Origin of the sequence: Streptomyces sp. NPDC091972, from assembly GCF_044756385.1 — a bacterium.
Classification (GTDB): domain Bacteria; phylum Actinomycetota; class Actinomycetes; order Streptomycetales; family Streptomycetaceae; genus Streptomyces.
Genome location: NZ_JBIVSV010000001.1, coordinates 823,450 through 844,773, shown reverse-complemented (window position 1 = coordinate 844,773; position 21,324 = coordinate 823,450). Strand labels below are relative to the sequence as shown.

The window sequence follows — 21,324 nt, the reverse complement described above, 5'->3', positions numbered from 1 at the left end:
CCCGCCGGCTAGCGGGCCAGGGGGGCGTCCGCCGCCTCGCGGATGGCCTCCGCCGTCCGTCGCCGTGCCAGCACGTGCTCCGGCGGTGGCGGCGTGGCGACATGCACCACCAGTGCGGTCAGCGCGGCCAGCGACGCGCACACCGCCGCCGTCCCCGCGAGCCAGGCCGGGGCCAGCGGCAGTTCCAGGGCCCGGGCGAGCCCGGCCGAGCGGAACTGCCCGTTCAGCAGCTGGCCCGCGGCCACCCCGGCCGGCACGACGACCGCGAGGGCCAGGACCGGGACGGCGGGGCGCAGGGTCATCGCGGCGAGCAGCACGCACAGGAGGGACACCCCGAGCGCGAACCCGTACACCTGCACGGACGCCCGGTCCTGCTGGAGCGGGAAGCACAGGACACCGCAGACCAGCAGTGCCAGGGCGGCGATCCTGCTCGGCCACAGGGCCGCGCTCCGGGTCCGCCCGGACGCGGGCGGATGCGGCGGCGGGGCCGGGAAGGCGCTCGCCTGCGGCACCTCCGGTTCGGGCCGGAACTCCTCGTCGTACGCCTCGTACATCTCGGGCGAGGGCTGCGGGGGCGGTTCCGTGGCCAGACGCCCTATGAGTTCGACGAGTTCCTCGACGGGCCTGCCGGTGGCCGCCGCGCGTACCGCCTCCTGTCCGCAGTGGGGTTGCAGTTCGGACCGGTTCAGCAGGGCCACCAGACGGGTCACGTCCTCGACGGGACGGGACTCGGCGGCGGCCCGGATGGCCTCGTCGGCGCTGTCCGCGTCCCGGGGCGGGCGGGTCAGCAGGGCGACGAGCCGGGTGACGTCCTCCACGGACCGGTCCACGCCCACGGCGCGCAGGGCCGCGGCGGTGGACTGCGCGTACTGGGGTGACTGTTCCAGCAGGGTGATGAGGTGGACGACGTCCTCCAGGGGACGGTCGGCCACGGCGGCACGTACCAGGTCGCCGACGGGATCGCCGTACGACCGGTCCATCGGTATGGCGGGTTCGTTCGGGAAGGCTTCAGTCGGGCCGGTGGTCATGCTCTGCTCCAGACAAAGAGTTGCGGTCGCTCCTACGCGCCCCCGTCGTGCGACCGCGGCATTGAGATGACCCCATTCGTAAGCGGGTACACGGCGGCGTGCCACTCGGATGAGCCACGGGTGTGAGTGCGGCCCGCGGCGGGCCTAGGGGGGCCGGATGCGGGAATCCGTCAGACAGCGCGCCGTCCGGCGCGCGGAGGAGGAGGTCGGCTCGTGGACTCGAGCACAGCACTGATCGTCGCCGCCGTGGTGCTGGCCGCGCTGGTGCTGGCGGTGGCCGTGGGGGTGCTGGTGCGGCTCGTGAGGACCCGGCGCGGTCTGCGTCGGGCGGGGCTGCCCACCGGGCCCCGCTGGGTCTTCTGGGGCGCCCTGTTGTACTTCGTCCTGCCCACCGACCTGGTTCCCGACCCGGTGTACCTCGACGACATCGGCGTCCTGCTGCTCGCCCTGCGCACCCTGCGCGGCTCCGCCGCCGACCGGGCCGCGCTGCGGCTCGACGGGCGGGACGGGGAGACCGTCCGGCGGCCGTGATTACGCAGTGTAAGGAAACCAATCACTCGTTCGATTCGTATAAGTCTCTGGAAGCCGAAGCAACTCGGCTGACCTGACGGCGTCGTGGGGAGAGGCCGTCGGTGAGAGGCAGTACCGGCGAGGGAGAGACGATGCAACCGTTCGCGCTCAACTACGCACGCCCGGCAGCGGCGTTGGAGGCGACCACTCCGTACGTCTACGACTCCGGGCTGCAGTTGAACGTGCTCATGGACGGCCGGGTCGCGGCCCGCGACCACGCGCTGATGAGGGAACTGGGGACCACCACGAGCACGGCGGGCTCCAAGACTCACTTCGACGACTGAACACGGCCGACGTCCGATGACCGTGTTGATTCTTACCTGCGAAGAGGACGTCACGGCCGACATGGTCGTGGTGCACCTCAACGCCACGGGGGTTCCGGTGGTTCGGCTCGACCCGGCCGACCTGACCGACGGCGTCGCGCTGTCCGGGGAGTACGTGCACGGCACCTTCCGGGGCCACCTGTCGGTCGGCGGCCGTCTGGTGGGCATCTCCGGGCTGCGTTCGATCTGGGTCCGCCGCCCGGGCACACCAGCGGCGCGGGCCGCCGCACCCTCGGAGTGGCTGACCGAGGAGTCCGCCCAGGCGTTGTACGGCATGCTCCGGGGCAGCGACGCCCGCTGGATGAACCATCCCGACGCGGCCCGCCGGGCCCGTCACAAGCCCTGGCAGCTACGGCTCGCCCAGCGCTGCGGACTGCCCGTGCCGGCCACGATCGTGACGACGTTCCCGCAGGCCGCCCGCGAGTTCGCCGAGCGCTATCCCGACCTCGTGGTCAAGCCGGTCTCCGGGGCACATCCGCAGGACCCGCCGCGGGCGGTGCCGACCAGCCGGGTCGCGCCCGACACCGACTTCTCGGCCGTCGCGTTCGGCCCGACCCTGCTGCAACGGCGGGTGGCCAAGCGGGCCGACATCCGCCTGACCGTCGTGGGCGAGACGATGCTGGCCGCCCGGAAGGCCGCGGGCGCCGACGACGAGGTGGACGTACGGTTCGCCCCGTCCACCGCTCCCTGGCAGCCCGCCGAGGTCCCGCCGCGGGTGGCCGGGGCCGTCCTGGACTATCTCCGGGCGGCGGAACTGGCCTACGGTGCCTTCGACTTCGCCGAGGACGCGGACGGCACCTGGTGGTTCCTGGAGTGCAACCAGTCAGGGCAGTTCGGCTTCGTGGAGGTGGAGACGGGCCAGCCGATCGCGCGCAGCATCGCCGAGTGGCTGGCCCGGCCCGGTCCCGCGCTGCCCCGTCAACGGGGCGAGCACCGGGGCGTCCTGAGACCGGATCAGTAGGGCCGCGGGGCGGCGGGCGGCAGGGCGGGCACCCATCCCTGGCCCGGTGAGGCCGGGCGCTCGGGAGCGGCCGGGGGCATGAGGGACTGCAACGGCCGCATGACGTACTCCAGTTCCCTGCGTACGCGCTCGGCCTCCCTGCGGGTCAGAGCGGGGACGTCGCCGCGCTCGGCGACGAGTCGGTCGTAGATGGGGGAATCCTGGAACACCCGTCAACGCGCCTTTCGTTTTCGCGGGCCCACGCGCATGGGCACGGCTGACGAGTCTAGGCGCCTCCACGCACCGACGTGCGAATTCCGGTTCCGGGCTTGACGGCCGGCGGGCGGTCATGCGCCGGTGGTGGACCCCGGGCGGACGATCATCAGGACCGTCACGGTGGCCCACAGAAGGTTGAAGAGGCCCGTGAACATGGCCAGTTGGGCGGTGGTCCGGCGTTCGACACTTCCCTGTCCGGTCAACGCGTCGAGCAGTTCGTCCTGCCTCGGCAGGACGAAGGCGGCGAGGATTCCGGCGGCCGCGGCCGTCAGCACCATGGAGGCGGTCAGCCAGGCGTCGCCCAGGACGCCCATCGCCGCTCCGGTGGCGACACCGAGGACGGGGACCGCGATGCCGATGGCCGCGTAGACCCGGCAGATGCGGTGCAGCAGCCGTACCGTGCCGACGCCGGCCTCCTCCGCGCCGGCCCGGCGGGCCGCGGGCGGGAACATGCTGGCCGCGACGGTCACCGGCCCCACGGCGACGATGGCGACGAGGACGTGCAGGGTCAGCAGGAACTTGCTCATGGGGTGGCGGATCCCTCTCCGGTGCGGTCGGCGGTGCCCGTCCACGCTAGAAAGGCGGCGGGTGATCACACAGAGGCTGAAACGACAGTTGCCGACGGATTCCCGCCAACCCGCCGGACAGGGGATTCCTCCTGCACCCGTGGTCGCGGCGGTGGCGGGAACCTGCCTATCGTGGCGGTCATGCACTCCGTGGTGATCCTCGTTCTCGACGACGTGGTGCCGTTCGACATGGCGGCGCCCATGCAGGTCTTCGACTGGACGCGGCTGCCCGACGGCCGCCCCGCCTACCGGGTCCGGCTGTGCGCCGAGTCGCCCGAGGTCCGCGCGGACGGCGGCTTCGCCCTGCGGGTCGAACACGGTCTGGAAGCCCTCGCCGACGCGGACACGGTCATCGTGCCGGGCTGCTCCCCCACCGCCGCACCCCCCTCCCCGCGCGCCCTGGCGGCGCTGCGGGAGGCCGCGGCGGCCGGCACCAGGATCGCGTCCGTGTGCGCGGGCGCCTTCGTGCTCGCGGCGGCCGGGCTCCTGGACGGGCTGCGCGCCACCACGCACTGGGCGGCCGCGGACGAGCTGGCACGGCGCTTCCCCGCCGTCGAGGTCCAGCCGGACGTGCTGTACGTCGACAACGGTCGGATCCTGACCTCCGCGGGAGCCGCCGCGGCCCTCGACCTGTGCCTGCACATGATCCGCCGGGACCTGGGGTCGGCGGTCGCGGCCCATGCCGCCCGGATGTCGGTGATGCCCCTCGAACGCGAGGGCGGGCAGGCCCAGTTCATCGTGCACGACCACCCGCCCGTGCCCCGCGGTTCGACGCTGGAGCCGGTGCTGGAGTGGGTCGAGGACAACCTGGCCCACGAGATCACCCTCGGGGCGATGGCGGCCCGGTCGGGCATGAGCGAGCGCACCTTCAGCCGCCGGTTCCGGGAGCAGACGGGCAGCACACCGCTTCAGTGGCTGCTGCGGGCCCGGGTGCGGCGTGCGCAGTACCTGCTGGAGAACACCGCCCACCCGGTCGAACGGATCGCGCGGCAGGCGGGGTTCGGCTCCCCCACGGCGTTCCGGGAGCGCTTCCGCCGGGTCGTCGGGACCACCCCGCAGGCGTACCGCGCGGCATTCAACGCGAAGGACGCCGTCCCGGCGGCGGCGCGTCCCTGACCGTCCGCCGGGCCCGGTGTGCCGTCATCCCGCCAGCGGCAGGCTGTCCTCACCGTCCGGGTCCGCGTACCCGGCGGCCGGCAGCAGGGCGTCGGCCCTGGCGACCGCCTCGTGGACGTCGGTGGTGCCCATCATGACGCACAGCGTGTAACTGACGTCCTCCAGCTCACGAGCCGTCGCCGGGCTCTCCCTCTCCGCCTGGGCGATCCTCAGTGACGCGTAGCGGGTCAGCAGGGTTCTGACGGCCTTAGGGTCCGGAACGAGCACGAAGCGCCCCTCTCTCGAATTTTCCGCTCGTATGCCCCCTGTGCGCCGGCCCAATCCCGTCCGCCGCTCCCCGGCACGCGATTGGCGCAATACCGTGCGGGCGGACCCGCTTCCCCAAGGGCCGCAAACCGTTGAACAAGGGGCATCCCTCGCACATGAACGGTATACGCCCATGAACCGCTCCGCAGGTCTCCTCAGTGCCCTCTATCTCGCGACGAGCACCGGACTCGCCTGGACCGCGGCCCTCGCGCTGCGCCAGGGCCCGCCGTGGACCGCGTGTCTGTTCGCCGCCGCGAGCCTGGTCCCGGTCATCGCGGTCGTGCGCGAGAGCGTGCTCCAGGACCAGCGACGCACCCTGGCCGAAATGCGCGGCCGGGCCGGCGGGCCGGGCGCGGGGGCCGCCGACGACATCGTCCGCGCCGAGCTCGACACCGCGTGCTGCGAACGCTGGTGGACGAGCTGCGGCACCGACCACGACTCGACGTGCCCCCGCCGGGTGCCGCGGAGCAGCGCGGCCTGAACCCGGGCGGGCCGGGCCTCAGGCGAGCTGTCCGGCGTGCAGCGCGGTGTACGCCCCGCCGCGGCGCAGGAGTTCCTCGTGGGTGCCGGTCTCCAGGATCCGGCCCTCCCCCATCACCACGATCCGGTCGGCGCCCCGCACGGTCGACAGCCGGTGCGCGACCACGAAGGTCGTCCGTCCGTGCAGCAGCCGGGCGAGCGCCTGCTGGACGAGCGCCTCGGAGCGGGTGTCCAGGGCCGAGGTCGCCTCGTCGAGGACGAGCACCCGCGGGTCGCGGATCAGGGCGCGGGCGATGGCCAGGCGCTGGCGCTGTCCGCCCGACAGCCGCGCCCCGCGGTCGCCGACCAGGGTGTCCAGGCCCTGCGGCAGCCGGTCGACGAACTCCAGGGCGTTCGCGTCGCGCAGCGCCGCGCGCACCGTCCGCTCGTCGGCGTCGTCCATGCCGTAGGCGACGTTGTCGCGGATCGTGCCGTCGAACAGGACGGACTCCTGCGGTACGACGGACAGGAAGCGCCGGTAGGTGCGCAGGTCCAGGGTGTTCACGTCCCTCCCGTCGAGCAGCAGCCGTCCCGCGGTGGGCCGGATGAAGCCGATGACGAGGTTGAGCACGGTGGACTTGCCCGCGCCGGAGGCGCCGACGAGGGCGATCGTCTCGCCGGGGGTGACGGAGAGGGTGAAGTCCCGCACGGCGGGCCGTCCGTTGTCGTAGCTGTGGCCGACGCCCCGGAACTCGACGGCCCCGCGCACCGAGTCGACCTCGGTCTTGCCCTCGTTGTCCTCCAGTTCGGGCGCCTGGAGGACTTCGCCGACGGAACGCACGGACTCCAGGCCCTTGGTGATGACCGGGGCGAGCCCTGCCAACGTTGTCGTGGAGTTGGTGAGCGTGGTCAGGAACGCGCTGAGCATCACGACGTCGCCGGGGGTGACGCCCCAGACGCCGTAGTACGACACCAGCGCGGCACCGGCGAGGACCAGCACGCCGACCACGTTGAGCACGACCCAGGCCAGCGAGCCGAAGCGGCCGTTGACGAGGTCGAGGCGCATCCCGGAGGTCAGCAGCCGGCGCAGGGTGCCGTCCATGCGGCGCAGGGCCTTGCCCTCCAGGCCGTGGGCGCGGGTGACCGGGATGAGGCGGGTCATCTCCGTGACCCGGGACGAGAGCGTCTCGACCTCGTGCCGGAAGTGCTCGTTGTGGGTGCGCAACCGGGCCCTGAGGCGGGCCACGACGAGGGCCGCGGCGGGCACGACGACGAGGAAGACGGGCACGAACTCCGGTGTCCGTACGGCGATGATGACCAGACCGCCGATCAGCACCGTGGTGGCGCCGAGGCCGGTCTCGGCGGTCTGCTGCACCATCTGCTCGACCGTCTCGACGTCCCGCACCACCTTGGCCTGGAGCACGCCGGCGCTGACCCGGGAGTGGTAGCCGATGGACAACTGCTGCATGCGGGTGCACAGGGCGGAGCGCAGGGTGGTGCCCATGCGGCGCACGCTGCCGTACAGGAGGCGGACGTAGAGGAGGTGCAGGGGGTAGTTGACCAGCAGGATGAACAGGATGACGCCGGTGCTCGTCCAGAGCCGGGAGATCGGCTGGTGCTGGACGACGGTGTCGATGATGGACGCGGTGATCAGGGGCAGCAGCCAGATCGGGCTGTGCTTGACGGTGAACACCACGACGGCCGCGGCCAGTCGGCGGCGGTCGGCGCGGAGCAGGTAGGCGAGTGTGCGGATCGGGTGCTCGCCTCGGTAGCGATGGTCGAGCGGTCTTTCCAGCGACGAGGCCATCGTCGGTGGTCCTTCCGGTTGCCGTGTGGAGGGCAAGCGCTTTCTCCCCCTCACCGGCCAGGACTACACCAGGTGGCGGCCGCTGCTCCTACTCGTCCAGAGTGCGGGCGAGTTCCGTGGTGGCGTGGGCGATCTCGCTGTCGTCGTCGGCCATCAGCCGGCTGAGGGCACCGCTCTTGGCGCGAACGGCCTGGCGGGCCCTTCGCTCCCACACCACGGGGTTCTCGCGGTGGTTGAGCAGCTTGGGGTAGACCGCCGCCGTGCTCTCCCACTGACGGGCACCTGCGATGCTCCTGAGCAGGTGGATGATCTCCGCCCGGCAGGTCACCTGGGGCAGTTGGGCCAGCTCCCACAGGAAGGGGACCGTGGCGGCGGTGGCCTGCTCCACGACGAAGCCGTACTGGCAGATGCGCCGGCGCAGGTCGCCGAGCGCGGCGCTGGCGGTCTCGGGGTCCCCCCAGGCCACGCTGTTGAGGAGCAGGGGGATGGCGGCGGCGCAGCCGGTGGAGTCCTGGATCTCGCCCCAGGGCACCCGGCTCAGCGCCGCGAGGGGCGTGGTCCGCGCCACCCCGGTCGTGGGCACGGGGCGGCTGGTGCGCTCGTTGCTCGGCTGGTCCGGAGCGGTGCGCATGGCGTGAAACCTTTCCGCGGCGGTCATGTCAGGGAGGAGGGGCGGTCGACAGCTTGGCCCAGACGGTCTTGCCGGCCGGGGGCCGTGCGGTCCAGCCCCACTCCTCGGCCAGTGCGTCGACGATGTGCAGGCCCCGGCCGTTCTCCCGCAGGGCGGTGACGTCTCGGGGGGCGTACGCGGGCGGCTCGTCACCGGGGTCGGAGACGGTCACCAGCAGATGGGCGGGGTCGAAGGACAGCCCCAGCCACACCTCGGCCGCACCTTGCGCCGCGGGCGGCAGCACCGCGTGGGCCACGGCGTTGGCGGCGAGTTCGGTGATCACGAGGGTGGCGTCGTCGCTGCGGTGTCCCAGGGACCAGCAGCTCAGCGTCTCGCGTGTGAAGGCGCGGGCCCGGGCGAATCCCTGTGCGCTGCAATGGACGAGCAGCGTGGCGGAGCCGCGAGAACCGGGCCCCGGCGGTACGGAGCCCCGTCCCGTGCCGGACGCCGGTCGCCGTGGCGCGGCGGCCGGGCGCGGACGCCGCAGGTTCTCACCGGCCGGGCCCGCATCACCCACCTCCGGCGCGGCCGGGCTCGGCGGCCGGAGCACGTGGTTCGCAGGTGACGACACGGCATCTCCTTGATGCGACGTCAAGACGGGGCGCACCCGCAGGGGTTGACGCCGGAGCTATTATCCACGCTGAAGGCGCCCGCGTGCAATTGCACGAGAAATTGCGCGAACAACGGGTGGGGCCACGGAGGTTGCCGTCGCGCGCCCCCGGTCGCCCCGCACGGCCGGGCGCGGCGCCCGGCACAGATCGTGAACAGCAAGGAGACTGCAGTGCCAGTGCAGAACGGAGTGCGGGCGAGTTCGCTCGACGCCCGCTGGGTCAAGAGCCGTCACAGCAACGCCGAGGGCAACTGCGTCGAGGTGGCCTCGCTGACCGACGGCGGTGTCGCGCTGCGCAACTCCCGTGATCCTGACGGCCCCGCGCTGGTCTACACCCCGGCCGAGGTCGCGGCGTTCCTCGCCGGCGCGAAGGACGGGGAGTTCGACCACCTGCTGTGAGGAGGCCGGGATCCGGGACGAGCCGGGTCCCGACTCCCGCACCCACACCGGTATCTACGGAATGGTGCGGTACGGCCACGCTGCGTGCGATAGTGTGAGTCGTCTCTGTGCCGGTTTACTGGGAGTCAGGATGTCAGCCGCGTCCCACCGCATCTCCCGCCTGGAACCGTACCTGGACCGTACCGAGCCGGCTCCCACCCTGCTGAAGATGCTGGTGGGCGTCCAGTTGGCGGGCTTCCGCGAGGACGCCGGGCTCGCCCAGGACCAGGCGGCCCGGGCCCTCGGGTTCAGCCCCGCGAAGCTGTCCCGCATCGAGTCGGGCAAGGGCCGCAGGCCCCCGTCGGAGAGCGACGTTCGCGCTCTCCTGGAGCTGTACGGCACCGAGGACTACGAGTCCTCGGTCCTCCTCAAGCTGCTCCAGCGCGCCGGTGACCCGGGCTGGTGGCAGCGGTACGACAAGCGGCTGATGCCCGAGTGGTTCGACCGGCTGGTCGGACTTCAGGAGGCGGCCGCGGCCATCCGTACCTTCGAGATCCAGTACGTCCCCGGCCTGCTCCAGACCCCGGACTACACCCGCGCGGTGGTCGAGCGCGGTCTGCCGGCCGCTGCGGCGAGCGAGGTGGCCCGACGCGTCGAACTGCGCATGCGGCGTGCGCAGTTGCTGCTGCGCGAGGACGCCCCGCAGCTCTGGGCGGTGATCGACGAGTCGGTCCTGCTGCGGGTGCTGGGCAGCCGGGAGGTCATGCGGGACCAACTGGCCCACCTCATCGAGATGGCGCAGCGCCCCAATGTGACGGTGCAGGTCATCCCCCTGGACGTGACGAACGCCTCGGCGCCGGCCATCCCGATCACGTATCTGCGGTTCGGCGGGCTCGATCTGCCGGACGTCGTGTACCTGGAGCACATCAAGAGCGCCAACTTCCTGGAGGACCGGGACGAGACGGAGGAGTACCGCCTCGCCCTGGACCGCCTGGCGGACGACGCGCTCGAACCCCGCGAGTCGCTCAGGATGCTGGAGCGGACGATGAAGGAGCGCTACGGCGGCTGAGAGCCCGCGTCAGCCGTCACGGCCGAACAGCCCCGCCCACAGGAAGGCTTCGCCGAACCAGGGCGAACCGGGCGGCTCGTCGCGCATGCGCCGGAGTTCGATCTCCGTCAGGTCGCGGAAGATCCCTCGCAGGGACGCGGCCGAGTAGGCGAGGCCGCCCTCCAGCCCGCCCCGCCGGTACACCTCCGCGTCCGGCAGGTCCGATCCCACGGCGCCGTCGGCGAAGCAGACGAGGCCGAAGCGGCCGCCGGGCGCGAGATGCCGTTCCAGAAGTGCCAGGTAGCTGACACGGCGGTGCGGCGGCAGATGGTGGAAGCAGCCCGAGTCGTAGATCAGGTCGTAGGTGCCGCACAGTGCGCTGCCCGACAGGGAGAACGCGTCGCCGCACACGAAACGGACGTCGGCCGCCGTCTCGAGCGCACGCTCCCCGGCCCAGGCGATCGCGGCCGGTGAGAGATCGACGGCGTCGACCTCGAAGCCCCGGGAGGCCAGGTACAGCGCGTTGCGGCCCGGCCCACAGCCGAGATCGAGGGCGCGGCCGGTGGTGACCAGGCCGCGGTCGAGGCAGGACACCAGGTTCTCGTCCGGCTTCGCGACGAAGAAGGGAACCGGCTTGGAGCGGTCCGCGTAGAAGCCGTCCCACCAGGAACCGGCGTCCTCGGTCCAGCGATCGGCCCGGGGAGCGAACAGGCTGTCCAGGAGCTGGAGCACGTCCTCCACCGTGCGTATGGTGCGGTCCACTCGCGCTGCCTCTCGTACCGGTGGAATGGAGCAACCGACCGGCGCGCACGCCCGGAACGCGCCCTCCTTCTGGTGGCGCCCCCGGCGCGGGACCTTGGAGGTCGCGCCGGGAGCGTGCGCCCGTCGGATCAGGGGAGTCGGGCGACGCCGCCGAACTCGATCCATTCGTGGGTGAGCTGGCGAGGGGCCACGTCGGTGTCCGGGCGCCAGGTGGAGACCTCCACGAGTCCCGGGTCGAGGATCTCCAGGCCCTCGAACCACTCGGCGACGTCCTTCTCCTGACGGACCCGGCCCCAGTGTCCCTGGGTCGCCTTGGCCATGAAGTCGGTGACGAAGTCGCGGACCTCTGGGTCCTCGCTGACGAGCTGGCACATCACCATGAAACTGCCGGGCGCGAGCCGCTCGCGCACCCGGCGGGCCAGGGCGGCCGGCCCGTCCGTCTCGCTGTCGGGGATGCAGTGCATGACCGAGTTGAACAGCACGGCGACGGGCTGCGAGAAGTCGATCAGCCGCCGGGTGTCCTCGTGACCGAAGATCTGGTCGGTCTCCCGCATGTCCGCGTGGATGACGGCGGTCCGCTCGTCCTGCTCCAGCAGCGCCCGGCCGTGGACGAGGACCATCGGGTCGTTGTCGACGTAGACCACGTGCGTGGTGGGGTCGATGCGCTGCGCGACCTGGTGGACGTTGTCCTGGGTGGGCAGGCCGGAGCCGTGGTCCAGGTACTGCCGGATGCCGTACTCCGACGACAGCGTCTGTACCACCCGCTGGAGGAAGCGCCGGTTGTTCACGGCGAGCCTGCGGGTGCTCGGGACGACCTTGTCGAGCTCCTCGCAGGCGGCCCGGTCGGCCGCGTAGTTGTCCTTGCCGCCGAGGTAGTGGTCGTACATGCGCGCGGCGGTGGGTACCGAGGCGTCGATCGACGTGGACAGGTTCTTACCGGTGCTCATCATTCCCCCAGCTCGTGCCGCCAACTGGCCTGGCAGGACAGGGAGTCCATCCTAGGGACACCATGAATGCCGGGGCCAGTCCGCGCGTGGCGGGAACGCCGGTTCAGGCGGCGTCCAGCTCCGCGATCTCCTCCGCGTCGAGCACCAGATCGGCCGCGGCGAGCGAGTCGCGGATCGTCTCGGGGCGGCTCGCACCCGGGATCGGCACGACGACCGGCGACTTGGCGAGCATCCAGGCCAGGCACACCCGCTGCGGGCTGACCCCGTACTTCTCGGCGATCCGCGCGAACGGGGCGTGCGCCGAGCCCAGTTCGCCCGCCCGGGAGATCCCGCCGAGGGGGCTCCAGGGCAGGAAGGCGATGCCGAGCTCGTCGCACAGGCGCAGTTCCGGCTCGCTGGAGCGGAAGGCCGGGGAAAACTGGTTCTGCACGGAGACCAGCCGCCCGCCGAGGATCTCGTTGGCCAGCCGGATCTGGTCGGGGTTCGCGTTGGAGATGCCCGCCCGCAGGATCTTGCCCTCGTCGAGGAGGTCGCGTACGGCGCCGACGGACTCCTCGTAGGGGACGCGGGGGTCGGGGCGGTGGAACTGGTAGAGCCCGATCGCCTCCACACCCAGCCGGCGCAGCGAGGCCTCGCAGGCCCGCTTGAGGTGGCCGGGGCTGCCGTCGAGCGTCCAACTGCCGTCCCCGGGGCGCAGATGCCCGCCCTTCGTGGCGACGAGGACGTCTCCGCCCCGCTCGTGGGAGGCGAGGGCCTTGGCGATCAGGGTCTCGTTGTGCCCGACCTCGTCGGCGTGCAGGTGGTAGGCGTCGGCGGTGTCGATCAGGGTCACGCCCGCGTCGAGCGCGGCGTGGACGGTGGCGACGGAGCGTTCCTCGTCCGGACGTCCCTCGATGGACATGGGCATGGCGCCCAGTCCGATCGAGCTCACTTCGACATCACCGATACGGCGGGTGTGCATGACCTTGCACCTCTTTCGCGTGTCACGCGGGTCCGGGCTCACCTCAGCCTGGCCGCCGTACCCGCCGAAGGTCCAATAGAAGAATGAGAACGCATTCAGCGACCGGAGTGCTGAATCCCGGCCGTGCCGCCCGAGCCGACCCGCGCACGTGACGGGGTTGCGTGTCCTCGGTGTGCGTGTGACACCCTCACCTCGACCGGCGGGGCCCCTCCGGTCATCGTGAGGTTCGACAGAACGGCGAGAGAGGCGACGGCATGCGCATCGGACTGCTCGGCACCGGTCCCTGGGCCAGGATGGCCCACGCCCCCGCGCTCGGCGCGCACCCGGAGCTGGACTTCGCCGGGGTGTGGGGCCGGCGCCCGGACGCCGCCAAGGAGCTCGCCGACGAGCACGGCACGCGTGCCTACGACGACGTCGACGCGCTGCTCGCCGACGTGGACGCCGTCGCCGTCGCTCTGCCGCCGGCCGTGCAGGCCGACCTGGCGGCAAGGGCCGCGCGGGCGGGGTGCCATCTGCTGCTGGACAAGCCCTTGGCGACGACGGTCGAGCAGGGCCGGGCCGTGGTCGAGGCCGCCCGGGAGAGCGGGGTCGCCTCAGTCGTGTTCTTCACCTCGCGCTTCCTCGCCGAGACCGAGGCGTGGATCGGTGAACAGGCGGGCGTGGAGGGCTGGTTCACGGGACGGGCCGAATGGCTGGGGTCGGTGTTCACCAGCGAGAGCCCCTTCGCCGACTCGCCGTGGCGGCAGGAGAAGGGCGCCCTGTGGGACGTGGGTCCGCACGCCCTGTCGGTGCTGCTGCCGGTCCTGGGCGAGGTCCGTGAGGTGGCGGCCGCCGCGCACGGCCCCGGTGACACCGTCCATCTGGTCCTCACGCACACCGGCGGCGCGTCGAGCACCCTGACGCTGAGCCTCACGGCACCGCCCGCGGCGGCGGGCGCCGGCGTCGAACTGCGCGGCGCGAACGGGGTGGCCCTGCTCCCGGAGTCGTCGGAGGGTGTGGTCCCCGCCCTGGTCCGCGCCGGCGATGCCCTGCTCACCGCCGCACGCACCGGCCAGGCCCATCCGTGCGACGCCGCGTTCGCCCTGCGGGTCACCGAGATCCTGGTCGAGGCCGAGACCCTGCTGGGCGGCGGATCCGGGACACCCACGGCGTAGACACCGGCCGGCGCCGACCGTCGGACCGGGCTCAGCCGGTGCGTGTCGGCCGGTAGTTGAGGCGCTCCCGCACGACGGGACAGCCCGCCCTGGCGAAGTTCCGGGCCATGGGGAAGTTCCCCCGGTCCGTGGCGCCGGAGACGAACTCGGCACCCTGTCCGACCAGACAGTGGGTGCACTCGGCGAGCAGGTCGTAGGCGTATCCCCGGCCGCGCTGTTCCGGTACCACCCCGATGAAGCCGATGCAGGGCCCCGAGGGGTTGTGGGCCGGAATGTGGATGCCCACCGCCTCGCCCTGCGGGGTGTACGCGATCTGCCACCACTCGCGCGGCGAGGGGCACCAATGGAAGAAGTCGAGCTCCTCCTGGGCGGCCCGGTCGAGGCCGCCCTCCTCGACGGCCTTGAGGGCGTGCGCGTCGAGGGTGACGGAGTGGATGCGGCGCAGCAGGTCGAAGAAGACCGCGTCGTCCGGCTCGGGACGGAACTCCAGCCGTCCGGGCCGCTCGGGCAGCCCGTGCTCCGGCGTCCACCGGTACAGCAACCGCTCGACCAGGAGCTCGTACCCGGCCTTCCGCACGGCGGTGAAGCGGGTCTCGGCGGCGGCCCGCAGAGCGGGGTCCTCGCGCCAGCCCGCGGGCAGGTTCATCTCCAGCTCGACCCGCCAGGGCGCGGTGCGCAGGAGTTCGACGCCGGCCTCCTCCTCCCCTTCGGCCACGTCGAACCAGTTGATGTTGAGGGGTGCGGTGTCGTCGGGGCCGCCCCACCAGGCGCCGCGCGCCACGACCTCGCCGTCGCGCAGGGCGACGCGCTTCCAGTCGGGGCGGTGCCGGGTGAGCTCGTGGGCCTGACGGGCGCCGAGGGGGTCGGGCAGGGCGTCGAACAGGTGGGCGTCGCTCTGGTCGAGCGCGCGGATGACCAACTCGGTCATGAGTGGATTCCTCCGGGATGCGTACTGCGAGGAGCGCTCCAGGTCAGACGAGGCACGCCGGGACGACGGAGAGGGAGCGCTGAAGGGTCGTGGACTGCACGGCACTCGCCTCCTTCCGCTGGTGTCGAGGCGTGACCGCCCACGCTACGGGATCTTCGGAAGCGGTGTCCATCGGTTTTCGTGACACCGGACCGGTGCGACCGCCCCCGCTTAAACGGCCCTTAAGGCCGGATTAAAAGCCGTCGGCTCGGTATGCCGCAGCGCCCGCCGTCCGTACCATCGGGCCTCGTCATCACCTTGAGAGCGCTCTCATCTCGCTGAGGAGACCCCCCACATGACACCTCGTCACCAGCGCCGGCTCGGTCGCCGCAAGGTCCTCTTCGCCCTCGGCGGAGCGATGGCGGCCGCGCCCGCCGTCGCCGCACTGGCCCCCCACGCCCTCGCCGACGGCAACCGCGGCTCGGCCGCCGGAGCCCTGCCGCTGACCGTCGTCAACAACACCGGCGCCTTCGACAACGCCAACGTCCACCTGTACATCGTGGGCAACCAGGACGGCAGGCAGGTCCGCGTCACCCCCGACGGCACCCTCGCTCCGGTCGCCCTCTCCGACAACGGCGCCGACGGTTACACCGACTACGCGATACCCCTGTCCGCCGACGGCGAGACCGGTCTGTCGCTGCCCTACCTGTCCGGCCGGATCTACGTGTCCCTGGGCGCGAAGCTGAAGTTCAAGGCCGTCGCCGACGGCAACGGCAACCCCGCCCTCCAGTACCCGGCCGGCTGGGTGCCCTCGGACCCCAACTACCCCGTGCTGCACGACTGCGCCGAGTTCACCTACAACTCGGCGGGCATGTTCTGCAACACCACCATGGTGGACATGTTCAGCGTGCCGATGAGCATCCGGCTGACCGGGGCACAGGACCAGACGACGGGCACCCTGCGCCCCTCCGGGCGGGCCGGTGCCTTCGCCGCCCTGCGCGAGGTCCCGGAGTTCGCGCCCCTCGTCGTGGACGACACGCGGGTCATCGCGCCCGGTCACGGTCTGGACGCCGGCCTGTTCCCGGCCGACTACTTCGCGCCCGCCGTCGACGAGGTGTGGAGCACGTACACGGGCCGGGACCTGACCGTCACCACGAACGCGGGCACCTTCACCGGCCGGGTGCGCGGGGAGCAGCTGGTGTTCACCGGGCCCGCGCAGGTCTCCTTCGCCCGGCCGTCGACCCGGGACGTGCTGTTCTGCCACGGCGCGCTCGCCGCTCCCAACGACGGCACGACAGGGCCGGTCGCCGCGGTGCTCGGCGCCGGGTTCAACCGGTCGACCCTGGTCGGCTCCGCAGCCCAGCCGACCACCGATCCGGCCGCCTTCTACCGGACCGCGCTCACCAACCACTACGCCAAGGCCATGCACGCGGCCACGGTGGACGGCAAGGCGTACGGCTTCGCCTTCGACGACGTGGCCGACTTCGCCTCCTACGTCCAGGACACGGCTCCGACCGGGATCCGGCTGACGCTGACGCCGTTCTAGAGCGGGTTCGGCGTGCGGGGCCGGGCCGGTCGTAGCAGCGTGGTGGTGTGAGCGGAGTGCGCGACCGGGACCGGCGGAGCTGGCTGCGGGGAGCGCCGCCGCCGGGCTGGGTGCGGGTGCTGCCCGCCGCGCTGCTGGCGGGGGTGTGCGTGGCCACCCTCGCGAGCCCCGGTCCGCTCGACATCGGGTTCCTGCTGGGCGCCATCCCGCCGCTCGCCGTGCTGTCGTACGGACCGCTGGCGACCGCCGTGCTCGGCGGGCTCGTCCTGGTCGTGCTGAACGTGCCGGTGTTCCGGCTGAACGATCCGGGCAGCACCGATCTGCTGACCGTCGGCTTCGTCGCCGCGCTCAGTGTGATCGTGTCGTTCGTCCGCAGCCGGCGGGACGCCCAGCTGGTGACCGAGCGCGCGGTCGCGGAGGCCGCGCAGCGGGCCGTGGTGCCGCCGTTGCCCGAGCGGGTGGCGGGCGTGCGGTGTGCCGGGCTGTACCGGGCCGCGCAGCGCGGGACGCTGGTCGGGGGCGACTTCTTCGACGTGCGGGAGGGGGCCTGCGGGGTGCGGGCGGTGATGGGTGACGTGCAGGGGCACGGGCTGTCGGCCGTCGCCACCGTGGCCTCGCTGCTGGGAGCCTTCCGGGAGGCGGTGCTGGACCGGCCGGATCCCGAGTCGGTGGCCGCTCGGCTGGACCGGCGGCTGGCGGTGGACTCCTCGGCCGTACGGCACTCGGAGCTGTTCGCGACGGCGGTGGTGCTGGAGTTCGGCGCCGGGGCCGTACGGATCGTGGCGTGCGGGCAGCCCGGCCCGGTCCTGCTGCGCGACGGGCGGGCGGTGGAACTCGACGCCCCGGTGGGCACCCCGCTGGGCCTGGGCCTGGCCGACGCCTCGCCGCCGAGGGGGATCACGGTCCCGCTGCGGCCCGGTGACCGGCTCTTCCTGGCCTCGGACGGCGTCTGGGAGGCCAGGAACGCCGCCGGGGACTTCTACCCGCTGCTCGACCGGATCGCCGGGTTCCCGGGTGACCTCCCGGACCTGGTCGAACGGGTCTGGGCCGACCTCGTCCGCTTTGCGCCGGCGCTCCAGGACGACGTCACGATGCTCGTTCTCGCGCCCGCGGCCCCGGAGCCCCGCTGACCGCCCGCTCCGGCTCGTGCTCCCCCTCGGCGTCGATGTGGGGGAGGATCCGGTCGAGCCACCGGGGTGTCCACCAGGCGCGCCGGCCCAGCAGGGTCATGACGGCGGGGACCATGAGCAGCCGTACGACGGTCGCGTCGATCAGCACGCTCACCGCGAGGCCCAGTCCGAGCATCTTGACCACGATGTTGTCGCTGACGATGAAGGCGGCGAAGACGCTCACCATGATCAGTGCCGCACAGGTGATGACCCGGGCGGTGATCTCCAGGGCGTGGGCGACGGAGGCCTTGGCGTCCCCGGTGCGCAGCCAGGCCTCGTGCACCCGGGACAGCAGGAAGATCTCGTAGTCCATGCTCAGCCCGAAGATGATCGCGAACATCATCATCGGCACATAGCTCTCGATGGGCACCTTGCCGGAGACGCCGAGCGCGGGGCCGCCCCAGCCCCACTGGAAGACGGCGACGACGACGCCGTAGGAGGCGGCGATCGACAGGACGTTGAGGACGGCCGCCTTCACCGCGACGAGCAGTCCGCGGAAGACCGCGAGGATGATCAGGAAGGCGAGGGCGACGACCACGCCGATGATCAGCGGCAGCCGGTCGGCGACGATGTCGCGGAAGTCGACCTGGGCGGCGGTCGTGCCGGTGACGTACCCCTTGGCGTCGGTGCCGGAGACCGCGGCGGGCAGGGTGGTGTCCACCAGGCGGTTGGTGAGGTCCGTGGTGGTGGCGCTCTGCGGGGACTTCTCGGAGTAGACCGTGGCGAGCAGGACGTCCCCGTCCTTCGTTGGCGTCAGCGTGGTCACCGCGGCGGCGCCGGACACGCCGTCGAGGGTTTTCTGTGCCTTGGAGGACAGGTCGGAGCGCTGGGCGGACGGCACGGACGTCTGGTCGATGACCACGGTGAGGGGGCCGTTGGAGCCGGGACCGAAGGCGTCGGTCATCAGGTCGTAGGCCCGCCGGTCGGTGAAGGAGGTGGGGTCGGCGCCGTCGCCGATGTGACCGAGCTGGAGGGAGAAGACGGGGATGGCGAGGACGACGACGGCCGTCACGCCCGCGGCCAGGTAGTGCCACGGCCGCCGCTCGACCCGCTGGGCGTACCGGTGCCAGGTCCCCTGCGGGCTGTCGCCCTCGGCGGCGCCGGTCTCGGCGACGGGCCTGCGGACCCGGTAGCGGTCGATCCGGCTGCCGATCAGGCCCAGCAGGGCCGGGACCAGGGTCAGGGCGCCCAGGACGGCGGAGACGACCGTCACGGCGGCCGCGAGACCGAGTTTCCCGATGAACGCCACTCCGGACGCGGACAGTCCGGCCAGGGCGATGATCACCGTGCAGCCGGAGACCAGGACGGCTCGACCGCTGGTCGCGGTGGCCCCGCCCGCCGCCCGCACCGGATCCCTGCCGTCCATCAGGCTCTGCCGGTGGCGGGTGATCTGGAAGAGCGCGTAGTCGATCCCGACGCCGAGTCCGATCATGGTGGCCAGGGTGGGCGAGACGGTGGCGAAGGTGAACGCCGAGGCCAGCAGCCCCAGGCAGGCCAGCCCTCCGATCACACTGATCAGCGCGGTCACCAGGGGGATCCCGGCCGCGATCACACTGCCGAAACCGACGAGCAGGACGACGATCGCCACGGCGAACCCGATCAGTTCGCTCACCCTGTCGTCGGCGGCGGGCCGCGCGAGTTCACCGAGCGGACCGCCGTACTCGACGTCGGCCCCGGCGGCCCGCAGCGGCTGTACGGCGTCGTCGACCCCGTGGAGGTAGCCGTCGCCGAGGGTCGAGGGCTGGACGTCGAAGCGGACCGTGATGTACGCCGTCCTCCCGTCCGAGGACAGCGGGCCGACCTTCGAGGCGGGCGTGGACAGCGGGTTCTGCGCGGACAGGACGTGCGGCAGCTTCTGGAGATCGGTGACGGTCGTGGACATCTGCGAGCCGAGCGAGGAGAGCGCCTTGTCACCGTCGTGCAGCACGATCTGGCTGCTGTAGCCGCCGGCCGCCGGGTCGTGCCGTTTCAGCACGTCGAGGCCCTCCTGCGACTGGACGCCGGGCAGGGAGAAGTTGTCGGAGTACTCCCCGCCGAAGGACCGGTTCAGGGCCACCAGGGCCACCAGGGCCACGAGCCAGGCGACCAGGACGATCACGAAGTGCCGGGCGCACCACTCCCCCAGTCTGCGCAGACCGCCCTTGGAGCCGTTTCGCGTACGGGACATGGCATCGTCTTCCCTGCCGGACCCGGGAGAGCAATACTCCCATTACACGCTTTCCAGATCATTCAGGCATCCTGGACGTTCCGGGATGCAGGGTCGGCCCGGGCGTTGAATGGTGATATCGGACCCGTTGACAGCACCGGGGCCGCACAGTCATCCGGATCCTAGGAGCACAGATCATGCCGACGTCACAGCCCGACGTGTCCGGGTCGTCCGAGGACCGCACCACCCCGGACGACCTGCTCCACGCCCGTACCGGCACCGAAGCGTCGCCGGAGGACCTCGTCCTCGCCTCGGGCAAGGACATCACCCCGCACACCCTCGAGTGGGCCCGGCGCAAGCTGGAGGCGGAGGGCCCGGCAGCGCTCGACAAACTGCTGCCCTAGCCACGACCGGGTGGTGTTCGGCTGTCGCGGGACGGCCGAACACGCCTCCCGCAACGACCGCGACGACCGCAAGGGCGGGCAGCCGCCCTCAGTGCCCCGCCGACTCCTCGTCCAGGCACAGCACTTGGACCCGCTGCACGAGGTTGTTGGCGAAGCCGCCCCGGTTCCACGGCTGTTGGAGCGGCTGGGTGTGCCCCTCCGCGTCGGTGGCCCGCGCGCTCAGCACGAACTCCCCCGGCTCGGCGCGCCAGTCGAAGCGCCAGCGCCGCCAGGCCCAGCGGTGACCGGTGTCCGGTTCGAGCTCCGCCTCGTGCCAGGAGTGGCCCGCGTCCGTGCTCACCTCGGCCCGGACGACCGGGGCGCGCCCCGACCAGGCACGCCCTTCCAGCGTGACCGCGCCGGGCCGGACCACGCGGGCCCGGGACATGAAGTCCGGGAAGCCGGGCGGGACGAGCAGGGCGCGCGGCGCGATCCGGGTGACCGGCTCACCCTCCTCGTCGGGGTGCTGCCGGAGCCGGTAGGCGACGGTCTGCTGGAACCCGGCGAAGGGGGCGTCGGTGACGGTGATCCCGCGCAGCCACTTCACCTGGGCCATGCCGTACCAGCCTGGCACGACGAGCCGGAGCGGGCTGCCGTGCTGCGGCGGCAGCGGGGCGCCGTTCATCTCGTAGGCCACCAGCACCTCGGGTTCGGTGCCGGTGGCCACGTCGAGGGGCAGGGCCCGCTGGTAGTCCTGTTCGACGCCGCGCTCCACCCCGTGGTCGGCGCCGGTGCACACCACGTCGACGGCGCCGTCCTCCACCCCGGCCGCCGCGAGCAGCAGGCGCAGCGGCACGCCGGTCCACTCGGCGGTGCCGACGGCCTCGACCAGCCAGGGCTGGCTGACCGGGCGGGGCGTGAGCAGGGCCCGGCCGTTGCCCGCGCACTCCATCGTGACCCGTGTGGTGACCCGTGGCAGGGCCCGCAGTTCGGCGGGGGTCAGGGTGAGCGGACGGCGGACCCGGCCGCCGAGGACGAGTTGCCAGGGGGCGCCCTCGGGGACGTACGGGATGTCGTAGTGCGTGAGGACGTAGTGCAGGCCCGGCGGGGTCAGGTCGTGGCGCATGGCCTCCAGGGGAAGGCCGTGGTTGCGGGTGGCGAGCGCCAGTTCGTCCCGGCCGATGCCCTCCTCGGGGGCGGCGAGCCGGGCCGGGGTGCTGGTGTCGGCGAGGCGGCGGCCCATGGCCGTATT

The 21,324-nt window shown here is 72.4% G+C and carries 24 protein-coding genes; 11 read left to right on the top strand and 13 right to left on the bottom strand.

Going from position 1 to position 21,324, the window contains the following annotated elements; translation table 11 throughout:
• Window positions 1-8: 8 nt before the first annotated feature.
• Entirely contained in the window at window positions 9-1,028 is a 1,020-nt protein-coding gene (locus tag ACIQJT_RS03985) for a hypothetical protein (protein ID WP_402639603.1), read from the bottom strand.
• A gap of 213 nt (window positions 1,029-1,241) precedes the next feature.
• Here ACIQJT_RS03985 and ACIQJT_RS03980 point away from each other — a divergent pair, with 213 nt between their 5' ends.
• From ACIQJT_RS03980 to tgmB, 3 genes are all read left to right on the top strand, one after another.
• On the top strand, window positions 1,242-1,559 hold the full coding sequence (locus ACIQJT_RS03980) for a YkvA family protein (RefSeq protein ID WP_053848104.1): 318 nt from the start codon (window positions 1,242-1,244) through the stop codon (window positions 1,557-1,559).
• A 131-nt stretch (window positions 1,560-1,690) separates the two neighbouring features.
• Window positions 1,691-1,882, top strand: coding sequence for a putative ATP-grasp-modified RiPP (gene tgmA, locus ACIQJT_RS03975; protein WP_053848105.1), 192 nt, complete (start codon window positions 1,691-1,693; stop codon window positions 1,880-1,882).
• A gap of 16 nt (window positions 1,883-1,898) precedes the next feature.
• Window positions 1,899-2,882: an ATP-grasp ribosomal peptide maturase gene (gene tgmB / locus ACIQJT_RS03970; protein ID WP_402639601.1), complete on the top strand. Its 984-nt coding sequence runs from the start codon at window positions 1,899-1,901 to the stop codon at window positions 2,880-2,882.
• Here the strand turns inward: tgmB and ACIQJT_RS03965 are convergent.
• Entirely contained in the window at window positions 2,876-3,091 is a 216-nt protein-coding gene (locus ACIQJT_RS03965) for a hypothetical protein (RefSeq protein WP_053848107.1), read from the bottom strand. The genes tgmB and ACIQJT_RS03965 overlap by 7 nt on opposite strands.
• A 117-nt stretch (window positions 3,092-3,208) precedes the next feature.
• Window positions 3,209-3,664, bottom strand: a complete 456-nt coding sequence (locus ACIQJT_RS03960; protein WP_402639598.1) for a hypothetical protein — start codon at window positions 3,662-3,664, stop codon at window positions 3,209-3,211.
• 180 nt (window positions 3,665-3,844) lie between these two features.
• Between ACIQJT_RS03960 and ACIQJT_RS03955 the strand changes: the two genes are divergently transcribed.
• Window positions 3,845-4,819 (top strand): GlxA family transcriptional regulator, encoded by a 975-nt coding sequence (locus tag ACIQJT_RS03955; RefSeq protein WP_402639596.1) that lies wholly within the window; start codon window positions 3,845-3,847, stop codon window positions 4,817-4,819.
• Between the two features lie 24 nt (window positions 4,820-4,843).
• On the opposite strand, the gene ACIQJT_RS03950 is transcribed toward ACIQJT_RS03955, so the two are convergent.
• Window positions 4,844-5,086: a DUF5133 domain-containing protein gene (locus tag ACIQJT_RS03950; protein WP_365458927.1), complete on the bottom strand. Its 243-nt coding sequence runs from the start codon at window positions 5,084-5,086 to the stop codon at window positions 4,844-4,846.
• A gap of 172 nt (window positions 5,087-5,258) precedes the next feature.
• Between ACIQJT_RS03950 and ACIQJT_RS03945 the strand changes: the two genes are divergently transcribed.
• Window positions 5,259-5,606: a hypothetical protein gene (locus tag ACIQJT_RS03945; RefSeq protein WP_365458930.1), complete on the top strand. Its 348-nt coding sequence runs from the start codon at window positions 5,259-5,261 to the stop codon at window positions 5,604-5,606.
• An 18-nt stretch (window positions 5,607-5,624) separates the two neighbouring features.
• On the opposite strand, the gene ACIQJT_RS03940 is transcribed toward ACIQJT_RS03945, so the two are convergent.
• The 3 genes from ACIQJT_RS03940 to ACIQJT_RS03930 form a co-directional block, all read right to left on the bottom strand.
• A complete protein-coding gene (locus tag ACIQJT_RS03940; RefSeq protein WP_402639593.1) occupies window positions 5,625-7,391 on the bottom strand; it encodes an ABC transporter ATP-binding protein in 1,767 nt (588 codons plus the stop codon).
• An 88-nt stretch (window positions 7,392-7,479) separates the two neighbouring features.
• Window positions 7,480-8,022 carry a hypothetical protein gene (locus ACIQJT_RS03935; protein ID WP_365458936.1) on the bottom strand — a complete coding sequence of 181 codons (543 nt, stop codon included), beginning with the start codon at window positions 8,020-8,022 and terminating at the stop codon, window positions 7,480-7,482.
• 28 nt (window positions 8,023-8,050) lie between these two features.
• Window positions 8,051-8,632 carry an ATP-binding protein gene (locus tag ACIQJT_RS03930; protein WP_402639591.1) on the bottom strand — a complete coding sequence of 194 codons (582 nt, stop codon included), beginning with the start codon at window positions 8,630-8,632 and terminating at the stop codon, window positions 8,051-8,053.
• Between the two features lie 216 nt (window positions 8,633-8,848).
• Here ACIQJT_RS03930 and ACIQJT_RS03925 point away from each other — a divergent pair, with 216 nt between their 5' ends.
• Window positions 8,849-9,070, top strand: a complete 222-nt coding sequence (locus tag ACIQJT_RS03925; RefSeq protein ID WP_402640090.1) for a DUF397 domain-containing protein — start codon at window positions 8,849-8,851, stop codon at window positions 9,068-9,070.
• Window positions 9,071-9,200: 130 nt separating this feature from the next.
• Window positions 9,201-10,118, top strand: a complete 918-nt coding sequence (locus ACIQJT_RS03920) for a helix-turn-helix transcriptional regulator (protein ID WP_365458945.1) — start codon at window positions 9,201-9,203, stop codon at window positions 10,116-10,118.
• Window positions 10,119-10,127: 9 nt separating this feature from the next.
• Here ACIQJT_RS03920 and ACIQJT_RS03915 read toward each other — a convergent pair whose 3' ends face one another.
• From ACIQJT_RS03915 to ACIQJT_RS03905, 3 genes are all read right to left on the bottom strand, one after another.
• A complete protein-coding gene (locus tag ACIQJT_RS03915; RefSeq protein WP_402639589.1) occupies window positions 10,128-10,859 on the bottom strand; it encodes a class I SAM-dependent methyltransferase in 732 nt (243 codons plus the stop codon).
• A 128-nt stretch (window positions 10,860-10,987) separates the two neighbouring features.
• Window positions 10,988-11,806, bottom strand: coding sequence for an SAM-dependent methyltransferase (locus tag ACIQJT_RS03910; protein WP_402640088.1), 819 nt, complete (start codon window positions 11,804-11,806; stop codon window positions 10,988-10,990).
• A 103-nt stretch (window positions 11,807-11,909) separates the two neighbouring features.
• Window positions 11,910-12,767 (bottom strand): aldo/keto reductase, encoded by an 858-nt coding sequence (locus tag ACIQJT_RS03905; RefSeq protein WP_402639587.1) that lies wholly within the window; start codon window positions 12,765-12,767, stop codon window positions 11,910-11,912.
• Between the two features lie 254 nt (window positions 12,768-13,021).
• Between ACIQJT_RS03905 and ACIQJT_RS03900 the strand changes: the two genes are divergently transcribed.
• Window positions 13,022-13,921: a Gfo/Idh/MocA family protein gene (locus tag ACIQJT_RS03900; RefSeq protein WP_402639585.1), complete on the top strand. Its 900-nt coding sequence runs from the start codon at window positions 13,022-13,024 to the stop codon at window positions 13,919-13,921.
• Between the two features lie 31 nt (window positions 13,922-13,952).
• On the opposite strand, the gene ACIQJT_RS03895 is transcribed toward ACIQJT_RS03900, so the two are convergent.
• Window positions 13,953-14,849 (bottom strand): GNAT family N-acetyltransferase, encoded by an 897-nt coding sequence (locus ACIQJT_RS03895; RefSeq protein WP_402639583.1) that lies wholly within the window; start codon window positions 14,847-14,849, stop codon window positions 13,953-13,955.
• A 334-nt stretch (window positions 14,850-15,183) separates the two neighbouring features.
• Between ACIQJT_RS03895 and ACIQJT_RS03890 the strand changes: the two genes are divergently transcribed.
• Window positions 15,184-16,374: a glycoside hydrolase family 64 protein gene (locus ACIQJT_RS03890; RefSeq protein WP_402639581.1), complete on the top strand. Its 1,191-nt coding sequence runs from the start codon at window positions 15,184-15,186 to the stop codon at window positions 16,372-16,374.
• Window positions 16,375-16,430: 56 nt separating this feature from the next.
• Window positions 16,431-17,504 carry a PP2C family protein-serine/threonine phosphatase gene (locus ACIQJT_RS03885; protein ID WP_402640086.1) on the top strand — a complete coding sequence of 358 codons (1,074 nt, stop codon included), beginning with the start codon at window positions 16,431-16,433 and terminating at the stop codon, window positions 17,502-17,504.
• Here ACIQJT_RS03885 and ACIQJT_RS03880 read toward each other — a convergent pair.
• Window positions 17,461-19,710 (bottom strand): MMPL family transporter, encoded by a 2,250-nt coding sequence (locus ACIQJT_RS03880; protein ID WP_402639579.1) that lies wholly within the window; start codon window positions 19,708-19,710, stop codon window positions 17,461-17,463. The two genes, ACIQJT_RS03885 and ACIQJT_RS03880, sit on opposite strands and share 44 nt — an antisense overlap.
• A gap of 176 nt (window positions 19,711-19,886) precedes the next feature.
• On the opposite strand from ACIQJT_RS03880, the gene ACIQJT_RS03875 reads away from it, so the two are divergent.
• A complete protein-coding gene (locus ACIQJT_RS03875; protein ID WP_402639577.1) occupies window positions 19,887-20,093 on the top strand; it encodes a hypothetical protein in 207 nt (68 codons plus the stop codon).
• 88 nt (window positions 20,094-20,181) lie between these two features.
• Here ACIQJT_RS03875 and ACIQJT_RS03870 read toward each other — a convergent pair whose 3' ends face one another.
• Complete coding sequence (locus tag ACIQJT_RS03870) at window positions 20,182-21,315, bottom strand: sulfite oxidase (protein WP_402639575.1); 1,134 nt, start codon at window positions 21,313-21,315, stop codon at window positions 20,182-20,184.
• Window positions 21,316-21,324: the final 9 nt, after the last annotated feature.